The sequence below is a fragment of the Methylobacter sp. Wu1 genome (assembly GCF_036553575.1).
In the GTDB taxonomy this organism is placed as follows: Bacteria; Pseudomonadota; Gammaproteobacteria; order Methylococcales; family Methylomonadaceae; genus Methylobacter.
The window spans coordinates 132,333-152,829 of record NZ_JAZHOC010000074.1 but is presented as its reverse complement, the minus strand read 5'-3'; the positions used below and the strand labels follow the sequence as shown (position 1 = coordinate 152,829).

Below are 20,497 nucleotides of genomic sequence, written 5' to 3'. Positions count from 1 at the left end.
TTACGAGACTGTCGATGTTACTGGGCTGTTATTGGGACATTCACCACAATATCTTCAGTACTTGTATCCTCCTCCATCTGTGTGGTGGTCAGGCAGACAGTTGAATTCTTCTCAATAGAACCGCCTATCTGCCAAAGTCGGTAATAGCGCTGATTGTTCATCATATCCTGAAACGCATCCTCTTCGGTTGATGTCTCGTCTTTCCTCAAGCCATAACCTACCCATATCTCTACATCCCCTACGAACTCGGTAACATCGATCGGATCCAGGAAAATTGGCACCTCCATCACCGGTTCCAATTTTGATACAGGTATAAAGGCCTTGGGATATAGGTACTGATTATCATCGGAATCGATCCAATCCCTAAAAAGACCATATAGCCATAACTTGTCAGGCTCGCTTTTGCGGCGAAAACCGACAAACACCTCCCCTAGTTTGAAATGGTCTTCTGGAGGTACGATCAAATGGTGTTCCAGGATGGCTCTGTCGAGTCCGCCTCGCAGGGATGTTTGCTCGAAGCAATATTCCACCGGTTCTGAGAACACCGTAGTATATTTGGGATCAGCCTGTGAAATGGCGGCGCTCAGCAAGCTAGTCGTTGACACGCCGAACAACATCCAGTGCCGGTTAAAGAATTTCATTGTTTAAGTCTCCGGATACCATTAAAAATTGGGGATGCGAATCCGCCGATAAGTTTTGGTGTCGACAGTAACAGGGATGCTGCCCGTATTCACGATCCAGTTCGTGGCATCAGCAACGCTGATGCCGGGAACGGCGGCCTTGATGGCGGCATACACACCCGACACATGCGGAGCTGCCTGCGACGTGCCTGCCATCAGCTTAGTGGCGGTTATCGAGGCACGGTCCGCGGATCTGATCGATGTCTTCCAACCGCCTCCCGGAGCCAGCAGAATTGGCCCAGTGAAGCTGGCCGGATTACCGATATTTGCAAACTCAGACAGGTCTGTACCATCCGCATCGCTGGCAACAGAACTTACCTTGATAGTATGAGGAACACAGGCCGGCCAGCGAATCCCAGTACGGCTCTTGTCGTTGCCGGTGGCGGTGACGATTGGAACTCCACGGTCAGTCAGACTCTTGATAGCATTCTTAATACTCTCATAAGTCTTTTGCGTATCCGTAAGGGAACCACAATCTCCAGAGTAGATTTGATTGTCGGCCATGCTTAAATTGACCACATAAGGGTTATTCGTGCCGGCCGTTGTGGCTGACAATACGGCGTCGAGGACAGCTAGAATATCCGCGTTAAATGCTTTTACCTTGTATTTATTCACGTCATACGAGTACACTTGCGCCGAGATCAGTCCGGCATCGGGCGCAACTCCTTGAAGGTTTGACGGCGAAACAGAAGGACTTTTGCGGCCTGCGGCGATGCCTGCGACGTGTGTGCCGTGCGAGCAGTCATGATAACCTGCGGAAGCACTCGTGGCCAAGGTCGAGCAGTCTGTCAATTTACTATACGGCTCTCCGGAGCCGGACAGACCCAGAGGGCTATCGCCCTTAATGTCTTTGCTGGGACAGATCGAATAATACCCTTCAGCATCAGTGCCGAAACAGGCTTCATAAGTGACCTTAGTCGCGCCATTCATCTTGAAGAGTTCGTGATCTTTTCGTATGCCGGAATCAACAATGATGATACTTTGGCCGGCAGCACGATAACCGGCATTCCATGCCGATTGCATATTCATCAGGCCTGTGCTGTTGGTCAGCGTCGCCTCGGCAACAGGCCGGTTCAATTCAATGCTGAGGATTCTAGAGTCGGCTTTTTTATATAGCCGCTTTAGGGAGTCGTACGGAAGGCGCGCATGAATAGCCCCGATGTCGGCATAACTTGCCAAAACCGCCGATGTTGATGATGTATCGGCATCAACGAGGATATCGTCAAAGGCGCGCTGATTGGCGCCGGCTTGAGCCTTTAATGCTTTGGCCGACATGGAACCGGCCTTCGTGGAAAAAACCGAGCCGCCGCGTAATGTGATTATTACCTCTGCCGATCCATCAGCCTGTGCCGTTTCCAGCACGTCAGCCGGCCATTGCGCCTGACGGGGATCAACAAAGCTTACCGGCCGGATGGCTCTCACGTCCTCGCTCTCACGCAAGCCATAGAACGTATTCCTGTCAATTTTTACCCGAAAACTTGGGCTGGGTATAGCCGCCAGAGACGGCGTGACATCAAAGTTTTTGAAAAACTTAGCGAACTTATGTATTTTAATATTATTCAGTCGGCTCGTGATCTGATCCAACAGCGCCGATGATGGCTTGAATACAGTTTTGCCTTTCCTGTCTATATCGTAATCGCCTTCATCAACGTTCAGAAACACTTCGACGTTGGCAAAGCCTTTTTCATTGATGATGGATTCGATGGCGTCGAGGCTGCCATCATCGTCATATGCCCGGATGCGATATGTCCGCGCATCATCGGACGAGAAGGATACTGCGTTGGCGCTATTGACCAGAACCTGAAGCCCCTTCGCATTCACATAGAGCCCGATCTGACCGATACCGTTATTCCAGTATCCTTCCGTTAACGCATACTCGCCCAACTCAGCCAGCAAAACTTCCGCTTTTGACTTCATCTCAGCTTTTATAGAGTCAAGGCTGCTTCCCATTTCTTCCAGTGTCACCGTGTCGTCCAGCGTCACCAAAACACTAGCTACGCCTTTTGAATTGGCCTCATTGAGTAATCTTTCATAATCGCCAGGATCGGATTGGGCGCCGAAGGCAATGGATGTAGCAAGCAAGGCTGACAGCGCCAGCATGGCACGACCGCTGGAAACCCATCCGGATGATAAGCAAGAGCATTCCGTTGTGCTGTGCAAAGGGATAGTTGTTACTGTTGATTCAAATTTTGTCATTATTATTCTTCCATAAGTTATTGTTATTCCCTACTAGTCCATCATTACTCTAATTCCATACTAGACAGGAGATCTCATACACGGGGCAAATGCTGCATAGTTTGAGCAAGAGCTTGCCCGAGCAAATTGTACCTCAGCTCAAACAGAATTTCCTGCCTTTAAACATGGTTTTGCTCTGTCTGGTTAACCATGATGCTGACTCCGTGTGTTAAGAGCGAGGCACGCCCGCTTTGCTTGCAGTTAACGGCGCGGCAAGGCCGCCGCGGCAGAAGAATGGCAAATTTGCTGCGCGGACGCGAAGTAGCAGTGAGCACGGAATAAATCAGAAAATTGCAGGTGCGGATTGATTCGCGCTGCGCGAATCAATCCGCACCTGCACCGGAAAATCCTCCTCCTGCTTGAGGAAGTATTTCATGCCCTTCCTGTTCAGTCTTTAAGCAGTTGATCCCCGATTGGCAGTTGGCGGATGCGCTGACCAGTGGCGGCAAAAATCGCGTTGCACAATGCCGGCGCAATAGGCGGTACGCCCGGTTCTCCCACTCCGCCCAGCGGCGTATCGAAATCAGTTGTCGGCAGCATGTGGACCCGAATTTCCCGGGGCGCATCATCCATTCGGGTGAGCTGATACGTATCGAAGTTATCCTGCATCACAGCGCCATCCTTGAAGCTGATCTCGCCCAGAGTGGCCAGGCTGACGCCCATGATGCAGGCGCCCTCGATCTGCGAACGGATTCTTTCCGGATTGACCTGAGGACCGCAATCCACCGCCACATCGATTCTGGGTATGCTCAGTCTGCCGTCTTCGCCGACAGCCACTTCCACCACGACCGCGACGTAAGTGACGAAACTGTAATGGGCCGCGATGCCCAGTCCCCGCCCCCGAGGCAGCGAGCGTCCCCAGCCGGCCTCACGCGCAACGGTTTCGGTCACGCGGCGCAGCCGCCCGGTATCTACCGGATACAATTGGGGTGATTCGCCATGATTCCAGGTATCTTCAAGCGTACGCGGATCGATGCGGCGCGGCGGTCCGATCAGGTCCAGCAAAAAATCCTTGGGATCGCGTTCTGTCGCCGCAGCCAGCTCAGCGACGAAAGACTGGACAGCGAAAGCATGGGGGATATTGGACACCGACCGGAACCAGCCGATACGCGTATGCGCCTCGGCCTCCGGATTTTCGATCCGCACATTGGGTATTGCAAAAGGCACATTGATGACGCCCATGCCAAGTTCAGCCGTCATCTCGTGCTTGCTGCCGTGGGCAAAAATAGAGGAAATCGAAGGAGCGACCGTTCTGTGCAGCCAGGCAGCGGGCTTGCCCTGGTCGTCCAGCCCCGCCTCCAGCCGTTCGAGTGAAACGGTGTGGAAGTAGGCATGATGCAGATCATCCTCGCGCGTCCAGGTCAGTTTGACAGGCTGGCCGTTCATGGCCTGCGACAAGAGCGCCGCTTCGATGACATAGTCGGGTTTGGATTTGCGTCCGAATCCGCCGCCCAGCAGGGTGACGTGTACCGTGACTTTCTCTGCCGGCAGCTTGAGCCATTTGGCCACGCGGTCGCGAGCCACTTGCGGAGCCTGCGTGCAGGTCCAGATTTCGCACTGGCCGTCAACGATGCGGGCGGTCGCCGCCGGCGGTTCCATCGGCGCCTGGGCAAGATGCGGAATATAATATTCGGCTTCAATCCGTCTGGCCGCGCCCTCCATAGCGGCATCGGTATTGCCGTCGTTGCGCATCACTTTGCCCGGTTTGCGCGCGGCGGCCTCGAGTTTAGCCTTGTAAGCTGCCGAGTCATAGCTGCCATTAGGCCCTTTGTCCCATTCAATCTTGAGCGCCTTGCGCCCCTGGATCGCCGCCCAGGTATTGCTGGCGATCACGGCGATGCCGCCGAGCGGGTTATATTCGGCAGGCGGAGGACTGCCTTTGAGTTCGACCACGCGTACTACGCCCGGCACCTTCAGGGCGTCTTTGGCGTCATAATGCAGGACTTTGCCGCCAAATACAGGAGGCCGTGCTACCACGGCATACAGCATGTCCTTGAGTCGAACATCGATACCGTACACGCTTCTGCCTATGACCATATCCTGTCCGTCGTAGAGCCCGACCAGGCCCTTGCTGATGTAGCGGAACTCGGCCGGTTTTTTTAAGCGCAGGCTTTCGCGGGAAGGTACCGGCAGTTTTGCCGCAGCCTGGGCCAGTTGACCGTAGCCGAGCGTTCTGCCGGTTGCGGCGTGGCGGATCTGATGCTGTTCGGCACGAACCTCCTGGATCGGCACTTGCCATTGTGCGGCCGCCGCCGCTTCGAGCATGGCGCGGGCCGCCGCGCCGACCCGGCGCATGGGCAGGAAGAAATGACGCATGCTGCGGGAACCGTCGGTATCCTGATTGCCGTAGCGTTTCTCGTCGCCAGGCGCCTGTTCGATGCGTACCCGCTGCCAGTCGGCCTCGAGTTCGTCAGCCACGACCATGGGCAGGCTGGTGCGTATGCCTTGCCCCATTTCCGAACGGTGGCAAACGATGGTGACTGCGCCGTCATCCGCTATTGCGACGAACACCAGGGGACTGTCCACCCAGCCGTGCGGCATGGCGTCGGCGCCATACTTCGCCTCGTCTGTATGAGGAGCGGTTTCCTCCGCCTCTATCAGCGAAGGAAACCCGGCGGCCAGTACGAATCCGGTCAGTGCCAGATCCTTGAGAAACGCGCGCCGGCTGATATTGACGATATGCAGGTCATCGCTATCCAGCCGATCGATGTTCAATTCGGAGCGATCCAGTGGGGTTTTCATGGCTTAGCCTCCGTTGTTCCTGCAGCCCCTTTAATGGCGGCGCGTATGCGCGTGTAAGTGCCGCAGCGGCAGAGATTGCCGCTCATGGCGGCATCGATATCGGCATCGGTAGGTTTGGGTTTTTGCTTGAGCAGAGCGGTGGCCGCCATGATCTGGCCAGGCTGGCAATAGCCGCATTGCGGTACGCCCAGCGTTAACCAGGCTTCCTGGACTTTCTTTCCGGTCGCATCCTGATCGATCGCTTCGATGGTGACAACTTTTTTGCCTGTCGCGGCCGAGATAGGCGTTACGCAGGCGCGCACCGGCTTTTCGTCGAGGTGCACCGTGCAGGCGCCGCATAAAGCCATGCCGCAGCCGTACTTGGCTCCGGTCAGGCCTAGATAGTCGCGCAAGGCCCAAAGAAGGGGGGTATCTTCGGGCAAATCAATCTGATGGGGCTTGCCGTTGATATCGAGCGTGATCATAAGGCATTTCTCCTCGAGTCGTTAAAAATACAAGATGCCCGCATAAACATCCGTGGCGCGCTGGCCAAGATTCTACATGAGCATTTCCAGGCAGTAAAAGTCGCACGCCGATGGCAGAGCAGTATCTGTTTCCTTTAGTCCGTCGCCGGCGAAATTTTGCTCAATGGTTCGCCGTTTCCTCTCCGTCTCACCCGTACCATTTCACTGACGATGGACAAGGCAATCTCCTCCGGCAATCTCGCCCCCAAATCCAGGCCGGCAGGCGCCCGCACTCTGGCAAGGCTGGTTTCAGGAAAATCTTCCTGCCGCAGTCGCTCCAGCACCAGTTTCGCCCGCTTGCGACTGGAGACCAGCGCGATATACAGGGCTTCGGATTGCAGAGCGCGGGTCAGCGATTCATAGTCGCCTTTGTGATGAGTGGCGATAACCACGAAATCGCCTGTTTGCGGCCGCAATTGCTGGTAACGGCTGTCGTCGCTGATCACGCGGAAAGCGGTGGGAAAGCGGTCCTCGGTGGCCTGCGGATCATTGACAACCGCTTCAAATCCTACCCGGTGAGCGAATTCGCAGAGGCTTTCCACAATGCGCCCATGACCCATCAGCCAGAGCAGCGGCTTGGGCAATACCGGTTCGACGTATACCCGCATGCTGCCGCCGCAAGGCATGCCCGCACCGAAAACTTCATCGTTCAGGTCGATTTCGATCACACAGGGTTCTCCTGTATCAAGACACTCAAGCGCCGTCCTGGACACCATGGCCTGCGCACAGCCGCCGCCGACCCAACCGGCAACAATCTTGCCCGAAAGGTCGATCAGCGCCTTGGCGGCAGGCTTGGCCGAGGACGAACCCAATATTTCGACCACCGTCGCCAGGACGTAGGGATGGCGCGCTTCGCGCAGTTCCAGCTGGAGATTGAGAATGTCCCGAGTCACGATGGTTTTCTAAATTTTTGTCAGTATTTCCAAATCTTGCGGTTTGTCAATGTCCCGAAGCACCCCCGGATCATCGCAATCGACAAGGCGAAGCTGCTCAAGATGGGCCTGAATCACCGATTTCGCGCCGGCATCGCCGCTCAGCGCGGTCAGATCCGGACCTAAAACGTACGAAAAGCCGACAGGATGCCCACGCTGGCCTTGCCAACATGGCGCGGCGATAAGTGCGCCCAAACGAAGCTCATCCGCTACCCTACGAATGGTCGCAGGCATTATCCAGGGCATGTCGGCCAAAGCGACCAGCCAGCCGGCGGCTTCAGGCCGGGCGTGAATCCCGAAGGCAAGGCTCGCGCCCATACCTTGCCCGGCATCGGCGCAGATTCGAACTTCGGCCCCTTCGGCCTGCAACCGGGCAGTGAGTGCCTCGCTGCCGGGGCGAACCACCGCCAGCACGCCATCCGTGCCGGCCAGTAAATTGCGGCAGGCACGCACTGCTACCTGATCGCCGTCGGGCAAAACATGGGTCAGTTTGTCGGCGCCGAAGCGCCGACTGGCTCCGGCGGCCAACAGTATGCCGATAATCGGGCTCATCAATTTAAAGATAATGTTGAATGCTGGCTTCGCAAGATCGGCGCGCGTATATTCATCGTGTTGACCATTCAGGTAAATCAATTCCGGCAAGACTAACATTCCCTTCGTCTTATTAGCAATATTCTCCAGCCGGGTGCCGCCAATACCTGGCGTGTCCTGACAGCGATAGGCTAAGGATAAGGCGAGAAATAACTTCCCTGAATTGTGACGAGCCATGTGGGGGCGACTTCAGTCGCCCAGGGCGAATACCCGAGGGGCATAAATGAATTCGCCCCGACATAAGCGCTGATTTCAGCGACAAACTGGAAAGTTACTTTTAACCGAATCCTAGACAATTCGCAACGACCTGATCCGGTTGACGGCGGCAGCCAGCTCGTATTTGCGCGGCATGGAAAGCGTGCCAGGGTAATCGGGCGCCAGCACTTGCAAACCCTGTTCGGCGATGTCGCTGTAAAGCCGGTCTATCCAGAATCGGATGGTTTCGGGCTGACCGGCCGACTGACTGATTTTATTGCGCAGCGCCAGCAGGCAATAGCCCAGAGCCAACACCTGCGGCGCTTCAGCGATCTGCACGACGGCCTCCAGATTGATCAGGTCCATGCCGTACTCCAATTGTCTCAGCGCACTGCGCAACGGCTTGATGCGTTTGGCGATGGTTTTTTTCAGGCGTTTGTTTTCATACGCCGGATCAAAATTATCGGCGGCCAACCGGCGTGCTGATGAGAAGTCGTTACTCGTTTCATCTTCATTGGTAATTTCACCCAGCCTGCCGCGCACGCTGGCAGTGATGTCCTGGCAATGGTAATGGGCCATAAGCAGGCAGGTGTCGGCTTTCTGCAGAAAACAGCCCAGTCCGCCTGCCACGAAAATCATCGAGACGCGCCGTTCGTTCCAAAGCGGGCGCATCATGGAATAAAGCGGCCTGATTGGTTCCAGCGAAGCGTCCAGCACCTGTCCGATCAAGGCGTCGCGCACCAGAAAGTTGGTCGCGCAGGTGTCCTCATCGAACAACAGCAATCTCGACCCGCTTTCGATAGCTTCGACAATGGCAGCCGCCTGCGACGTGCTGCCGCTAGCGTTGCCCGACGAAAAATGATCAGTCTTCAGGCCGTTCGGCAAATCGCCGATAAAAGGGCTGATGTCCACGTCCCTGATGCTGCGCCCTTCCTCGGCCCGGATAAAGAAAGCGTCCTCACGCGTCACGACAAATTCGCGGCCATCGCCCGGCACATGCGCATAAACGCCGGCCAGAATCGCCTGCATCAGGGTCGATTTGCCGTGATAGCCGCCGCCGGTAATGCAGGTAATGCCTTCCCGGACGCCCATGCCGGTCAGGTAACGGCCATCCGATAGCGGGATTTTGACCTGCAGGGAATCGGGCGATTGAAAAGCAATAACAGCCTCGCTCTCGGCCGGCCTGTCGTCGATGCCGCTGCTGCGCGGCAGCCGGGCGCCGTCGGCGATAAAAGCAACCAGACGATGCTCGTCCATAAACCGGCTGATTTCTGTACGCACTGTCAGCACATCGACAAACTGTTCCAGTTGCGCTCTGGTTTGTTCGTCGTAGCGTTCATAAAAAAACGTGGCATCGATGATGGCGGGCAGTTCCTGATTTATCATGATCCTCGCCTGTTCGGCATCAAAAACACCGCCGCCCGGCCCCTTGGCGGGCCAACTGATCATGAAGCGCAATTCAATGGCGGCTTGATCGATCAAAACGCTGTCCCTTTCCAGCATTTTCTGGCTTAACTCGATGGTATCGAATGAACCGCTGCCTTCCTTGCCGCGATTTTGCAGCGCAAACATATCGATTCCCTGTCGAAAGCGCCGAATCAGAAAATCTGCGACAGCCAGTCTGCCGGCCTCGGCCTGCAGAAAAACTTCTGGAATGACGCTATCCTGCCGGGATACGGTGACCGAGGCGATCGAGGCGGGATGGGCGCCGGCACTGCGTTGAACCCTGATCACCCTGAAATTGAAGCCGGGAAAATCATAGCTGCCTTTTAAGGCCTGTACATGATCAAAAGGCCGATCGGCAAGCGCCGAGATTAACTGATTTAGCCGGTTCATGGAGTTCCTCTCGTATGCATTAGCGGTTATGCAATTTTAGAAGACAATAGGAAGCTGCGGAGAGCACTGGCTCTGTAGCATACCTTTCGAAATTTACCGGATTATTACGGTTCCGGGAAGGTTACGCGCTGCCCATTCTACGGCGCGGCAAACGCCTTGTTTTCAATTGATGACGCTCAGGTCCTGAATCAATTCCACGGCATTGCCGTCAGGATCGCGGCAGAACAAGGCCCTGCGTCCCGATTTACTTAATGTGTAGAAAATATCCTGCTGTTCCAGTTGCTGCTGAACGGCGTCCAGATCATTGACCAGTAAAGCCGTATGGCGATCCAGTCCGCCATGTTCAGGGCGATTTTCATTCCGGTCGGGGTTAGGTACTTCGAGTAGATGGATCTGATGCTCGCCGAGCTGCAGCCAGGCGCCCGGGAACGGCAGATTGGGGCGCTCGCAGGTCTTCAGGCCCAGTATGCCGCTGTAGAACGCCAGCGCTTTCGATGTGTCGGACACGATAATGCTGACGTGATGAATTTGTAATTGGATGCTGTCAGACATGTTATTCCCTCTCCTGCATCGTAATTTTTTTTGTACGGCGCGATATCGCTTGCTTGACGAAACCTGTCGCCTTTTATTCTGCCTAATCATTGCAGACCTCGAATGTACGCTAACGCACAGAACTTCACTATGTCGTTGGTATATTTTAATCATTCTTTTTTTATATGAAAAAGAAGATGGTGTTTGGTTTTATCCCAAGAGGAATTAACCATTAATTTAAATCTTATGTTTGAGGAGACACGATCATGACTCAACAAAGAGGTAGTACCGGTTCTGGCCAAGGCAAATCATCCCGCGGGTTTGCTTCAATGGATCAAGAAAAGCAACGTGAAATAGCCAGCAAAGGCGGACATGCCGCTCATGAAAAAGGCACCGCCCATGAGTTTACGCCGGAAGAAGCAAGAGAGGCCGGACGCAAAGGCGGCCAGGTCGCTCATGAGAGAGGCACGGCCCACGAGTTTACTCCCGAGGAAGCCCGGGAAGCCGGACGCAAAGGCGGCAAAGCCGCTCATGAAAAAGGCACCGCCCACGAGTTTACTTCCGAGGAAGCCCGGGAAGCCGGACGCAAAGGCGGCAAAGCCGCTCGCGGCGGCAAAGAGGAAGAAGAAGGCGGCAAAGGCAAATCAGCCCGCGGTTTTGCTTCAATGGATGAAGAAAAACAACGTGAAATAGCCAGCAAAGGCGGCCAACACAGCCATGGCGGTGGCAAAAAGCATTAATCTTCATACCGGAGCGACCCTTTAACAGCAGCATACTGTTAAAGGATCGCTCCCCCCACAACCATCCCTATCAGCGTTTCATTGCCCTCTCAGTCTGCCATACGGCCTTATTTACGATTAAACCCACTCTCCTGCCGGCCTTCATAAGCTCGGCGTCGGATTACGTAAACGTTAATCTATTCTTAATTCAAACTTAACTTCTTCTTAATTAAGACGCGTTAGGCTATCGTCTGATTTGCCTACGTGCGATATTTCCAGCTCGCCTCGGGTATTTACAACTATACTTGAATGAATTTCATAGATGTTTACCTTAGAAGAAAAATTAAAAACCAGCATGTCCCATTCAAAATCAACAGCTTTTCGGCCTTCGCTTTTAATGGCCTGCACATTGCTCAGCAGTGTTCTGGCCGGCTGTCAGATCATGCCGTCCTTCGGGCCGTCGGAAGCACCGCCGGCCGCAGTCTCGTTGCCGAAGCAGGAAAATATTGAATCCCACAATTTTCAGCTGGCTGACGGCCAGAACATAGTCGGCTCACTGGCGACTGTCGATATACGCGAAAATGATACCTTGTCCGATATTGCCCGGCACTACGGCCTGGGTTATAACGACATCACAATAGCCAACGCCCGGCTTGATCCCTGGACCCCCCAACCGGGCAGCCAGGCGCTGCTGCCTTTGCGCTTCATTCTGCCCGAAGCCCCCCATAAAGGCATCGTGCTGAATCTGGCCAATATGCGGCTGTTCTTCTACCCTCAAAAACAGCCGAACACCTTATTCACTTACCCGGTCGGTATCGGCCGGCAGGGCTGGAATACGCCGATGGGTTCAACCAAAATCGTCTCCAAGAGAGCCAACCCGACCTGGACCGTGCCTGAGTCGATACAGCGTGAGCATGCCGAAAAAGGCGATACGCTGCCGAAAGTCGTGCGCTCCGGCCCCGATAATCCGCTCGGCAAGTACGCCATGCCGCTCGGCTTTCCAGGCTATTTGATCCACGGCACCAATAAACCCTATGGCATCGGCATGCAGATCAGTCATGGCTGCGTGCAGCTTTATCCCGAGGATATCGAGGTTCTGTTCAATAAATCCAAAGTGGGGATGCCCGTACAGATTGTTCATCAGCCTTATCTAGCGGCATGGGATCAGGACATGCTTTATCTTGAAGCGCATGAGCCGCTGCAAAAATGGGCCAAGCAAAAACCCAAGCTGAAAAAGAAATTGGTCGGCGAGTTGAAACGGATCAGCACCGAGCAAAACGTATCCATCGATTGGGAAAAAGTCGATCGTATCGTTGAACGCGCAGACGGCATTCCTACGCCGATACTGGCCGGCAGCCCTGATATAGCAGAACTGACGACGGCAGCCGTGCAACTGGATCACCCCGATCAGCTCTATGGCCAGCCTGTTGTCGAAGAATTGAAGGAAAGCGACTGGGCTCTGTTAGCGGCCACTTTCGATAACGAAACCGAAGCCCAACAGCTGGCCGCAATGCTGACGCATCAGGGACCGCCGATCCCGGCGCGCCAAATGGAAAAAAATGGCGTTTATCAGGTAATCGCCGGCCCCTTCAAGAATAAAAAGGAAGTCAAGACAGTGGCTCAACGCATACGCATGGATTTCGAGCTGGATGCCAAGCCGTTGAAGCCTGGTGAAGTCAATTAATCAGGAGTTTATGCTAACATGCAGGGCGATTTTGCCCAGGGTATCTATCGCTGACGCTCTACTGCCTGCATTGCAGGCATACTATCGAATGAAGAGAAAAAGTGTGCAAGCCCGGTCGATTTAAAAGCCATTTATCGACAAGGGTTTCACACCTTCTTCTTTTAGCCTGTCCAGGTGCGTGATAACGAGTCTTGTAGCCCATGCGGCCATTCGGGAAAACGAGATAAGGAAAGCAAAATCCCGAATCGAGGCCGATATATCCAAATAACAAAAAGAAGAACTCATCAAGATGGCCCGGAAATATTCTTCAGTTTTCAACAGCATTGCAAAACCGATACCGGTTCCTGTTCAACTCGACTGCCAATAAATGCCAATCATGGCCAGAATTTGCGCGGGCGCTTTTATTGCTGCTCGTCGCGCCAGCAGCAAACCGACACAGGCATTCACGATTTTTTGCCCTTTGGAATCCAGCCCAGTAATTGCCTGACTTTGCGTTCGGTAATAAACGCCAGCGAAAACAGTTGTATAAAGTTTTCAGTTTCAATCAGATCCAGACCGATATGTTCAGGCGCCAGTTCTTTTCGCGTACCAAAAACACGGTCCCAGATCGATAGAACAATGCCATAGTTGCTGTCGTGTTCTTTGCGCAATGTCGAATGATGCGCCCGGTGCAGCGACGGCGTAATAATGAACTGCGAGATCAGATCCTCCTTGGGCACGCGGATATTGGCATGATGGAAGAATATAAAGAACAGCTCGATAATCTCGATTGACAGCACCAGATACGCATTGACGCCAATGACGACAACAAATATCGACTTATAGACGATTTCCATCAATAAATCGAACACATGAAAGCGAAAGCCGGTGGACACATTAAAGCTTTTGTCGCTGTGATGCACTTTATGAAACCGCCACAGCCACTCATATTTATGGCTTGCCACATGCCAAAGGTAAATGGCCAGATCGAAAAAAGCGAAAGCCAGCACCCATTTGAGCGGTCCATTTTCCATACCGCCCAATAACCCGTAGGACGCAAACTGCTGCGCGATAAGAAACAGCGAGGATGCTCTTAATACCGCCAGAACAATATTGTTAAACAGAAACGCCGCGGTATTGGTGACGATCGATTCCTTATAGGTCTTGGCGGAAAAGTGCCGGTACGGCTTAATTTTCTCGACGATCAATAATAAAACAAAGGAAAGGATGGCAAGACCAAACAAGGCTTCATTAAAAAGCAGATCGCCACCGCCCCCGGTATTTACTGCAGCATTCATAAACTTACCTTCTGAAAAAACTTCATGACTTGTTCGGCATGGCCTTTAATAAACCCGTCAACTCTTTGATTTCCTTGTCTGCGTTCACTTGGTCGGTTATATCGTACTGGACGCCCAGATAATAAATAACCCTTTGCTTTTTATCGAATAACGGGATTATTTTGAGGCGATTATGAAACAGTGAGCCGTCTTTTTTATAATTTCGTATAGTCACTTCAACGGCCTGATGGTTTTTGATTGCGTCGGCAATCTGGTAGCGTGCGGCCTGATTCCTGTCGTCGCCTTGCAAAAAACGGCAATTGCGACCGACGATTTCTGCCTGGCTGTAACCGGTCAACCGCTCAAACGCTTTATTGGCATAAACGATCGGCGCATCATCCAGATCCGGATCTGCCAGGGTTATGCCGTTAACACACTCGTCCAAAATAGCGGACAGCACCTGCGGAATCAGACCGCTATCTTTTTCAACAATAAAAGCCATGATTAAACTCCAATATGTCTGATAATTGCGAATCGAGTTAGTTGCATTCAACGGCGATCAAATTTTTAATGTTTTCAACCGTGTTTTCCGCGCCATCTTCAATGGCGGCCCGTATCAGTTTTTCAAACGGACGCATGAAAACTTCCAGTTCCAGCAACTCAAAGCGAAAGGTCAGGTGCGTAGGTTGCGCCTGTTCGCCACTGGCCAGTAAATAACTGTGCCTGTAAGGTGCGGTCAAGCCTTGAAAAGTCAGCTTGATGACTGGTTGATAATCGGTAATTTCAAAAATTGACTCAACCTCCGCTCCGTTGTCCCTGCGTACTTGTTTGGCTTTGGCGCCTACAAACACCTGTTTGCCGTCCAACGGCTCAAATTCGACGACTTCCAGCGCCCATTTGGGATAGTTGTCAAAAAAATGCTCCCCGATAAACGCGAAAACCTCGCGGATCGGCTTGTCGATATCAATGCTGGCCTCGCCGGCAACCGGTCTGGACGAATCAAACGGAAACTTGATCTGCATGGAATCTCCCTTCACAGCTGAGCGAATCGCTCAACTTATGCATTATTTTTTATCTGAAAATGACAGCAGCGCCATCAGACCGACTATCAGTCTTGCCAATCATTACCTGAATATCGAGTGGTACAGCGCATGATCAGTTCCAGAAATCCAACATAAACAGTCATTTTTCCGGCTATCGCTTAAAAACGAACGGACTTAAAGTGATGTAAGTCCTGAGTGATAAACATTGAAACAAAAAAAGGGCGAAGCGCCTGACCCGCTTCACCCTTTCTCTGAACCGGGGATATAAAGCTTTACTCGCCGAATGGCCGCCGCCAGCGCTGTTGAGCGCCGGGTACATCGCCTCTGGCTTTATCTTCGGTTCGTTGACGGATATTTTCCATTTGCTGCTGCCGCTGCTCCATTCCCGGCGGTTCAGTTCTTTCCCTGATTTGTTGTTCGTTGCGCTCACGGATCTGCTGGCCGCTGCCCTGATCCTGATGGATTCTTCCCCGGATTTGCTGCTCCCGTCTTTCCTAAAACTGCCCCGGCGGGTTGCCGCCCTGCCCGCCCCGCCGCAGGGACCGGCATGGCCGGATGCCGCGAACGCTAAGGTAGAGGCGATTATTAATACTTTAACCATTTGCTTGCTGGACATAACTTCCTTCACAAACCGGGTTGATCGACCCGACATAAGCGCAATAAAGATCGGTTGAACCGAACCGACGGCAGACCGATGCCGGCACCGATCCGCCGCCATTTGGCAAAGTTTCAGTTATTCTCCGAATGCTTTACCAAAACCACCTTCGTTCAGGGATTTCCCGGCGTTCCGGCACTTTGACCAAACACCCAGGCATCCAGCGGAATGTAGTCGTCGATCCACCAGACTCTGCGAGCCATAGCGTCGGATTCGGCAGCTGCATCGTCGCCGGGCGGAATTTACACCTGATCACTCTGTCAAAAAAATATGCCTCGTCCGATCAGTTTGAGCGCTTCTAAAAAACTTCGGTTTGCCGTTCCTGATGCAGCGGATTCTTTTCCACTTGATGGCTGGGGCAAGCGCCCTCCTGTCGTGCCGGCACGAAGGCCGGCCCAAGCTGAAAATCAAGCCTTATGAAACTGCAGTTGCTGAAAATCCGTGATGCCCTGACTGACTCATTCTGGTTTCTGCCGGCACTGATGGCCCTGCTCGCGACTGGTGCCGCGCTCGGGAGTGTCGCCATTGACCACGCCGTCGGCAGCGCCTGGGTGCATGGCATGGATTGGGTCTGGTCAGGCGGCGCCGAAGGCGCTCGCGGCGTATTGTCGGTCGTCGCCGGCTCCATCATGACCGTGATTTCGATTGTGTTCTCGCTGACCGTGACGGCGCTGGCACAGACTTCATCGCATTTCGGGCCGCGCGTGCTGAGGAACTTCACTTCCGACCGCGGCGTTCAATTTACGCTCGGCACGTTCATCGCCACCTTTGTCTACTGTCTGCTTGTCTTGCGGACGGTGCGGTCGGAACACTCTGTCGAGGCATCCAGCTTCGTACCGTATCTGTCGGTGAACATCGGCATGCTGCTGGGGCTTGCGTCGCTTGCGGTCCTGATCTATTTCATTCATCATGTTTCGCAAAGCATTCAGGCCGAAAATCTCATCGCGGATGTGGGCGCGGAATTTCAAAAATCGCTGCCTGTTCTATTTCCCGAACGCATCGGGCTGCCGCAAGGCAACGATACGAAACCATGCCGTTTACCCGATGAAAGCCAATGGCAGGCAGCGCATGTCGTGATATCGGCCGCCAACGGCTATCTTCAGGGCATGGACAATGAACGATTGATGCGGCTGGCGATCCGGCACGATCTGATGCTGAAACTGGAAAAACGCCCCGGCGCTTTTGTGACGCACGCCGAGCCTTTGCTGCGCGTGCTGCCGCGTTCGAACGTCAATCATGATTTAGAGCTCGATTTGCGCGCCTGCTTCAGCCAAGGCCCGCACCGCACGCCCCACCAGGACGCGCTGTACATAGTGCAGCAACTGGTCGAAATCGCGGTCCATGCACTTTCGCCGGGCATCAACGAACCCTTTACCGCTCTAACCTGCATCGACTGGCTGGGCGCATCGCTGCGCGGCGTGGCAAGACGTGAACTGCCGACAACGTTGCGTCAGGACGAAGACGGACAGTTACGCGTAATTGCCTGCACGCTCGATTTCGAGGAACTGGCGCACGCCGCCTTCGACCAGATCCGTCATTACGGCGCCGACAATGCTGATGTGATGGGGCATCTTCTCGAAATCATCGCCAAAATTGCGCCTGATCTGCATCGCGATCAGGATCGCGCCGTGCTGGTACGGCATGCCCGGCTCATCGGCGAAGACGCCGCGCAAATCGCCAACGAAACCGACCGGCGGCGCGTGGCCGACTGCCTGCAGAAAACGTTGCGCGCTCTGAGCCGGAACGATACCTGAAGTTGTGATTTTCCTTATAAGTATGCCACGTAATCTATGATTATCTGCGGATGAAAGAGCCGCTTTAAGACGAGACGGTCTATAGGCCCTATAAACTATTAGCTAAGTCAGACAGTAATAGCACGAATAGCAATCCGATCCGAAATATAAACAATAGTACCTTGGCAGCTGAAATCTGGCCTGGCTCATCAAGATCAATAACCAGCCCTTTTACCAGGACTGCATGTTACATCTATTTGCTATATAGGATGTGTCTGGCCTTATGTGATCTCGCTAGTTGGTGAACTCCATGAAATGGAGAACAAGCGCCAACTGAGTACAGAAGAAAAGGCCATGCATGGGGCGGTATTTATTTCCCTCGAAGAAGAGGCTCAGCGCAAGCCAGCCGTGCCCTATCACGACGCTCAACTTGGTTTGGCAAGAGCAAACACCTTTATTAAAAATGGAGGTCAATACAATGATGACGCCTATGGTAATACTGAGAGGGATTCTTGGACACAACCTTTGGATCAAGAAGCTATCTCTCCTGGCAGTAACGGCATTAATTGTATTACCCAATATTGCTGATGCTCGTCCTTTCCGAGGGCAGATCGGGCTGAGTGCTATACTCTGCACGTTCAGCGATAGTCCGCAACCTCCGTATGATGCTAATTTTTATCGCCGTATGATTCTGGGGCGAGGTAATGGCTCATTTGCGGATTACTGGCGCGCTGTTTCATATAACGGTGTTGATTTCGCTAATGCCGTTGTCACCGGCTGGCATCAGGAGTCTCTCACTCTCGCACAGGCGCAGGCAAAAGCAGGCGGCCCTAATCCGAAACGAGGAGAACTGGTCACTGATTGTGTGGCAGCGGCACGTAACGATCCTGTATCACCGTATACCGTCCCGCAAGGTCATCTTATTGCCGCCATTACCTCCCCGGGTGTGGATTTGTACGGCGGCGTCGGACGTGCGTTTTTTCCGGATAATGTGGATATTGGTGGATTAGGGCATGAAAATGGACATGGACTCGGCCTTCACCACTCGTTCTCCGATGCCGCGACAAATGCCGAGTATGACGATCCTTGGGATGTTATGAGCTACGCTAACGTGTTTGCGCGCCCCAATCCTGAATTCGGTAACGGCGGCCCTGGCCTCAATGGCTATCACGTTGATCGCATGGGGTGGTTTCCGAGGCATCGAATCCGGACATTCAGTGCTGACGGCATTTCGCGCGCCACATTAACCCTTGCCGCACTGAACCATCCGGAAGTCCCCGGTGACCTGCATGTCCGGGTGCCGTTCGATCCCGCCGATCCATTCCACTATTTCACTATTGAGTTCCGAAAACGTGATGGCTGGGACTCAGGAATTCCTGCCGATATCGTATTGATACATGAAGTAAAGCGTCATTCAGATGGCCGGTATCTTTCTTTCTTGCTGAGGGAACGCAGCGGCAACCGGGCTCCTGTGCAAAGTTTAAACCGCGATGGGGTCGTCATCCAGGTCAATCCGAGATCAGCTGCAATTGGACCCAATCAGGCGCAGGTGACTGTTCAAAGCGAATATGCATCCCGTTGTCTCATAGGCTATGTTTGGCGTGAAGCCGTCCCTGGCGACAAGGTATGTGTTGCTGTCGCAACACGGGCTCAGGCTCGCGCGGACAATGCAGCGGCCGCTTCCCGCCGCAATCCGGGCGGCGGAGCGTATGGTCCGGATACATGCCGGCAAAGCTACGTCTGGCGTGAAGCAATCCCCAGCGATCATGTTTGCGTGACGCCCGCTGTTAGGACACAAGCCCAGCAAGACAATTCCCAGGCGGCCAATCGGCGCAATCCGGCTCGTTTCGTCTATGGGCCTAATACCTGCAAACAGGGCTATGTCTGGAGGGAAGCCGATGCGAGCGATTGGGTTTGCGTAACCAGCCAGATTCGTACACAAACCCGGCAGGATAATGCAGCAGCCGCTTCCCGCCGCAATCCGGGCGGCGGACCGTATGGCCCGGACACATGCCGGCAAGGCTACGTCTGGCGCGAAGCATTCCCAGGCGATCATGTTTGCGTAACTGTAGCGGCGCGTACCCAAGCGGCGACTGATAACCGCGAGGCCCCCAATCCGTTAATGATTCCATAGTTTTTCCATGTCAGGGTTATGAACCCGCTATCTCACAAGGATAGAAAAAGAGAGGAGAACCGGTGATGAAACACTCACTAAAAAGGCAACTTATCCTTATCTTGATGTTGATCTCGATACCCATAGTCAATACTCATGCCGATGAATATGAATCGCCAGTACCGGAACCGGAATCCGGAGTAGGCGTCATGTCGGAGGAAGTAGCCCGCGTACGTGTATCTTCTGCCGGCTACGGCGAAATTCAGAGTATAGAAAGAATAGACCGGTACTATGTGGTCAGGACTGTCCGCGATGGCCATCCCGTCGTTGTCAAGATTGACATTATGACAGGAGAAATGATCGAAGTCCGTTAATTGATTTTTTCCTTCCTTTTAGGATAGGATGGCGGAAGAGCCAGGAAGATCCGCAGGCTCGGTTAAAAACAGATGTTGCGCCGTTATAGGGTCGAATTCATCTATGCTTTCTGGGTACTCGACCAAGAACAGACGCCCGTATACCGGCCTATGCAGTGCGAATACCCTCAAGGGGCACAAGTAAATTCGCACCAACACGACAAAACATCCGTACTCATGAACCGAATTTTCAACTCAGGCCTTAAAGCAGCGTTTAACTAAAAATAGCGGACTGTCATAGTTGGCGGCATACTGGAGAGACTAAATGATCACAGTTATTTGGGACACTTGGCTGAAACCCGGTGCGGAAGAAGAAGGGCTGCGCCTCACGCGCCAGGTGTGGTCGGATATGAAAAGTTTCGACGGCTATATTTCGCATCAGATCTTCATTGATCAGGATGCGCCAGGGCATATCATCGCTCTGGCTAAATGGCAGAGTCGTGCGAATGCGGACGCTGTCAGGGAAAAATACCAGAACGCCGAAACGATCCGCCAACTCACTCCACTTCTCGCCCGCCCGAGGGATCGCTGGATGACCTATGAAGATCAGGTTTCTTAAATCCGATCGACCCGCACCTTGCCGGTCAGTCGTCGTCAGATGGTTGCAGATTTCAAGCCCCTAGCCCGAGTATTTCA

General features: G+C 53.5%; 20 protein-coding genes. 9 read left to right on the top strand and 11 right to left on the bottom strand.

Features of this window, described 5'->3' with window-relative positions; translation table 11 throughout:
* Positions 1-17: 17 nt before the first annotated feature.
* Together V2P20_RS17025 and V2P20_RS17020 are read right to left on the bottom strand one after the other, a co-directional pair.
* Positions 18-641 (bottom strand): hypothetical protein, encoded by a 624-nt coding sequence (locus V2P20_RS17025; protein WP_331820389.1) that lies wholly within the window; start codon positions 639-641, stop codon positions 18-20.
* 21 nt (positions 642-662) lie between these two features.
* On the bottom strand, positions 663-2,663 hold the full coding sequence (locus V2P20_RS17020) for a S8 family serine peptidase (RefSeq protein WP_331820484.1): 2,001 nt from the start codon (positions 2,661-2,663) through the stop codon (positions 663-665).
* Positions 2,664-2,745: 82 nt separating this feature from the next.
* On the opposite strand from V2P20_RS17020, the gene V2P20_RS17015 reads away from it, so the two are divergent.
* Positions 2,746-2,892, top strand: coding sequence for a hypothetical protein (locus V2P20_RS17015; protein ID WP_331820387.1), 147 nt, complete (start codon positions 2,746-2,748; stop codon positions 2,890-2,892).
* Positions 2,893-3,302: 410 nt separating this feature from the next.
* On the opposite strand, the gene V2P20_RS17010 is transcribed toward V2P20_RS17015, so the two are convergent.
* From V2P20_RS17010 to V2P20_RS16985, 6 genes are all read right to left on the bottom strand, one after another.
* The gene (locus V2P20_RS17010; protein ID WP_331820385.1) at positions 3,303-5,657 is read right to left on the bottom strand and encodes a xanthine dehydrogenase family protein molybdopterin-binding subunit; all 2,355 of its coding nucleotides are present in this window, start codon (positions 5,655-5,657) and stop codon (positions 3,303-3,305) included.
* Entirely contained in the window at positions 5,654-6,121 is a 468-nt protein-coding gene (locus V2P20_RS17005; protein WP_331820384.1) for a (2Fe-2S)-binding protein, read from the bottom strand. The genes V2P20_RS17010 and V2P20_RS17005 overlap by 4 nt, the downstream gene beginning before the upstream one ends.
* Before the next feature lie 134 nt (positions 6,122-6,255).
* On the bottom strand, positions 6,256-7,053 hold the full coding sequence (locus V2P20_RS17000) for an XdhC family protein (RefSeq protein ID WP_331820382.1): 798 nt from the start codon (positions 7,051-7,053) through the stop codon (positions 6,256-6,258).
* Between the two features lie 9 nt (positions 7,054-7,062).
* Positions 7,063-7,743, bottom strand: coding sequence for a nucleotidyltransferase family protein (locus V2P20_RS16995; RefSeq protein ID WP_331820380.1), 681 nt, complete (start codon positions 7,741-7,743; stop codon positions 7,063-7,065).
* A gap of 228 nt (positions 7,744-7,971) precedes the next feature.
* Positions 7,972-9,714: an ABC-ATPase domain-containing protein gene (locus V2P20_RS16990; RefSeq protein ID WP_331820378.1), complete on the bottom strand. Its 1,743-nt coding sequence runs from the start codon at positions 9,712-9,714 to the stop codon at positions 7,972-7,974.
* Between the two features lie 162 nt (positions 9,715-9,876).
* Positions 9,877-10,266, bottom strand: coding sequence for a VOC family protein (locus tag V2P20_RS16985; protein ID WP_194971252.1), 390 nt, complete (start codon positions 10,264-10,266; stop codon positions 9,877-9,879).
* Positions 10,267-10,511: 245 nt separating this feature from the next.
* On the opposite strand from V2P20_RS16985, the gene V2P20_RS20275 reads away from it, so the two are divergent.
* Together V2P20_RS20275 and V2P20_RS16965 are read left to right on the top strand one after the other, a co-directional pair.
* A complete protein-coding gene (locus V2P20_RS20275) occupies positions 10,512-10,985 on the top strand; it encodes a KGG domain-containing protein (RefSeq protein WP_194971253.1) in 474 nt (157 codons plus the stop codon).
* A gap of 301 nt (positions 10,986-11,286) precedes the next feature.
* Positions 11,287-12,648 carry a L,D-transpeptidase family protein gene (locus V2P20_RS16965; RefSeq protein ID WP_331820376.1) on the top strand — a complete coding sequence of 454 codons (1,362 nt, stop codon included), beginning with the start codon at positions 11,287-11,289 and terminating at the stop codon, positions 12,646-12,648.
* Between the two features lie 443 nt (positions 12,649-13,091).
* Here V2P20_RS16965 and V2P20_RS16960 read toward each other — a convergent pair whose 3' ends face one another.
* Genes V2P20_RS16960 through V2P20_RS16950 form a run of 3 tightly spaced genes read right to left on the bottom strand, consistent with a single transcriptional unit; the run spans position 13,092 to position 14,926 of the window.
* Complete coding sequence (locus tag V2P20_RS16960) at positions 13,092-13,925, bottom strand: sterol desaturase family protein (RefSeq protein WP_331820374.1); 834 nt, start codon at positions 13,923-13,925, stop codon at positions 13,092-13,094.
* A gap of 22 nt (positions 13,926-13,947) precedes the next feature.
* Positions 13,948-14,406, bottom strand: coding sequence for a PAS domain-containing protein (locus V2P20_RS16955; RefSeq protein WP_331820372.1), 459 nt, complete (start codon positions 14,404-14,406; stop codon positions 13,948-13,950).
* 37 nt (positions 14,407-14,443) lie between these two features.
* Positions 14,444-14,926 carry an SRPBCC family protein gene (locus V2P20_RS16950; protein ID WP_331820370.1) on the bottom strand — a complete coding sequence of 161 codons (483 nt, stop codon included), beginning with the start codon at positions 14,924-14,926 and terminating at the stop codon, positions 14,444-14,446.
* A gap of 323 nt (positions 14,927-15,249) precedes the next feature.
* Here V2P20_RS16950 and V2P20_RS16945 point away from each other — a divergent pair, with 323 nt between their 5' ends.
* The 6 genes from V2P20_RS16945 to V2P20_RS16920 all read left to right on the top strand — a co-directional run bounded on the left by V2P20_RS16945 (position 15,250) and on the right by V2P20_RS16920 (position 20,420).
* Positions 15,250-15,621 (top strand): hypothetical protein, encoded by a 372-nt coding sequence (locus tag V2P20_RS16945; RefSeq protein WP_331820368.1) that lies wholly within the window; start codon positions 15,250-15,252, stop codon positions 15,619-15,621.
* A 397-nt stretch (positions 15,622-16,018) separates the two neighbouring features.
* Positions 16,019-17,356: a DUF2254 domain-containing protein gene (locus tag V2P20_RS16940; RefSeq protein ID WP_331820366.1), complete on the top strand. Its 1,338-nt coding sequence runs from the start codon at positions 16,019-16,021 to the stop codon at positions 17,354-17,356.
* Between the two features lie 294 nt (positions 17,357-17,650).
* On the top strand, positions 17,651-17,923 hold the full coding sequence (locus V2P20_RS16935; RefSeq protein WP_331820364.1) for a hypothetical protein: 273 nt from the start codon (positions 17,651-17,653) through the stop codon (positions 17,921-17,923).
* 277 nt (positions 17,924-18,200) lie between these two features.
* The gene (locus V2P20_RS16930; RefSeq protein ID WP_331820362.1) at positions 18,201-19,469 is read left to right on the top strand and encodes a hypothetical protein; all 1,269 of its coding nucleotides are present in this window, start codon (positions 18,201-18,203) and stop codon (positions 19,467-19,469) included.
* Between the two features lie 65 nt (positions 19,470-19,534).
* A complete protein-coding gene (locus tag V2P20_RS16925; protein ID WP_331820360.1) occupies positions 19,535-19,822 on the top strand; it encodes a hypothetical protein in 288 nt (95 codons plus the stop codon).
* Positions 19,823-20,126: 304 nt separating this feature from the next.
* Positions 20,127-20,420, top strand: coding sequence for an antibiotic biosynthesis monooxygenase (locus V2P20_RS16920; RefSeq protein ID WP_331820358.1), 294 nt, complete (start codon positions 20,127-20,129; stop codon positions 20,418-20,420).
* Positions 20,421-20,497 lie beyond the last annotated feature (77 nt).

Bases quoted from the DNA above. Each gene is read 5' to 3' on its own strand.
- V2P20_RS17025 (WP_331820389.1), bottom strand. From the start codon at position 641: ATGAAATTCTTTAACCGGCACTGGATGTTGTTCGGCGTGTCAACGACT.
- V2P20_RS17015 (WP_331820387.1), top strand. From the start codon at position 2,746: ATGGATGTAGCAAGCAAGGCTGACAGCGCCAGCATGGCACGACCGCTG.
- V2P20_RS17010 (WP_331820385.1), bottom strand. From the start codon at position 5,657: ATGAAAACCCCACTGGATCGCTCCGAATTGAACATCGATCGGCTGGAT.
- V2P20_RS17005 (WP_331820384.1), bottom strand. From the start codon at position 6,121: ATGATCACGCTCGATATCAACGGCAAGCCCCATCAGATTGATTTGCCC.
- V2P20_RS16995 (WP_331820380.1), bottom strand. From the start codon at position 7,743: ATGTTAGTCTTGCCGGAATTGATTTACCTGAATGGTCAACACGATGAA.
- V2P20_RS16990 (WP_331820378.1), bottom strand. From the start codon at position 9,714: ATGAACCGGCTAAATCAGTTAATCTCGGCGCTTGCCGATCGGCCTTTT.
- V2P20_RS16985 (WP_194971252.1), bottom strand. From the start codon at position 10,266: ATGTCTGACAGCATCCAATTACAAATTCATCACGTCAGCATTATCGTG.
- V2P20_RS20275 (WP_194971253.1), top strand. From the start codon at position 10,512: ATGACTCAACAAAGAGGTAGTACCGGTTCTGGCCAAGGCAAATCATCC.
- V2P20_RS16965 (WP_331820376.1), top strand. From the start codon at position 11,287: ATGTTTACCTTAGAAGAAAAATTAAAAACCAGCATGTCCCATTCAAAA.
- V2P20_RS16960 (WP_331820374.1), bottom strand. From the start codon at position 13,925: ATGAATGCTGCAGTAAATACCGGGGGCGGTGGCGATCTGCTTTTTAAT.
- V2P20_RS16955 (WP_331820372.1), bottom strand. From the start codon at position 14,406: ATGGCTTTTATTGTTGAAAAAGATAGCGGTCTGATTCCGCAGGTGCTG.
- V2P20_RS16950 (WP_331820370.1), bottom strand. From the start codon at position 14,926: ATGCAGATCAAGTTTCCGTTTGATTCGTCCAGACCGGTTGCCGGCGAG.
- V2P20_RS16940 (WP_331820366.1), top strand. From the start codon at position 16,019: ATGAAACTGCAGTTGCTGAAAATCCGTGATGCCCTGACTGACTCATTC.
- V2P20_RS16935 (WP_331820364.1), top strand. From the start codon at position 17,651: ATGGAGAACAAGCGCCAACTGAGTACAGAAGAAAAGGCCATGCATGGG.
- V2P20_RS16925 (WP_331820360.1), top strand. From the start codon at position 19,535: ATGAAACACTCACTAAAAAGGCAACTTATCCTTATCTTGATGTTGATC.
- V2P20_RS16920 (WP_331820358.1), top strand. From the start codon at position 20,127: ATGATCACAGTTATTTGGGACACTTGGCTGAAACCCGGTGCGGAAGAA.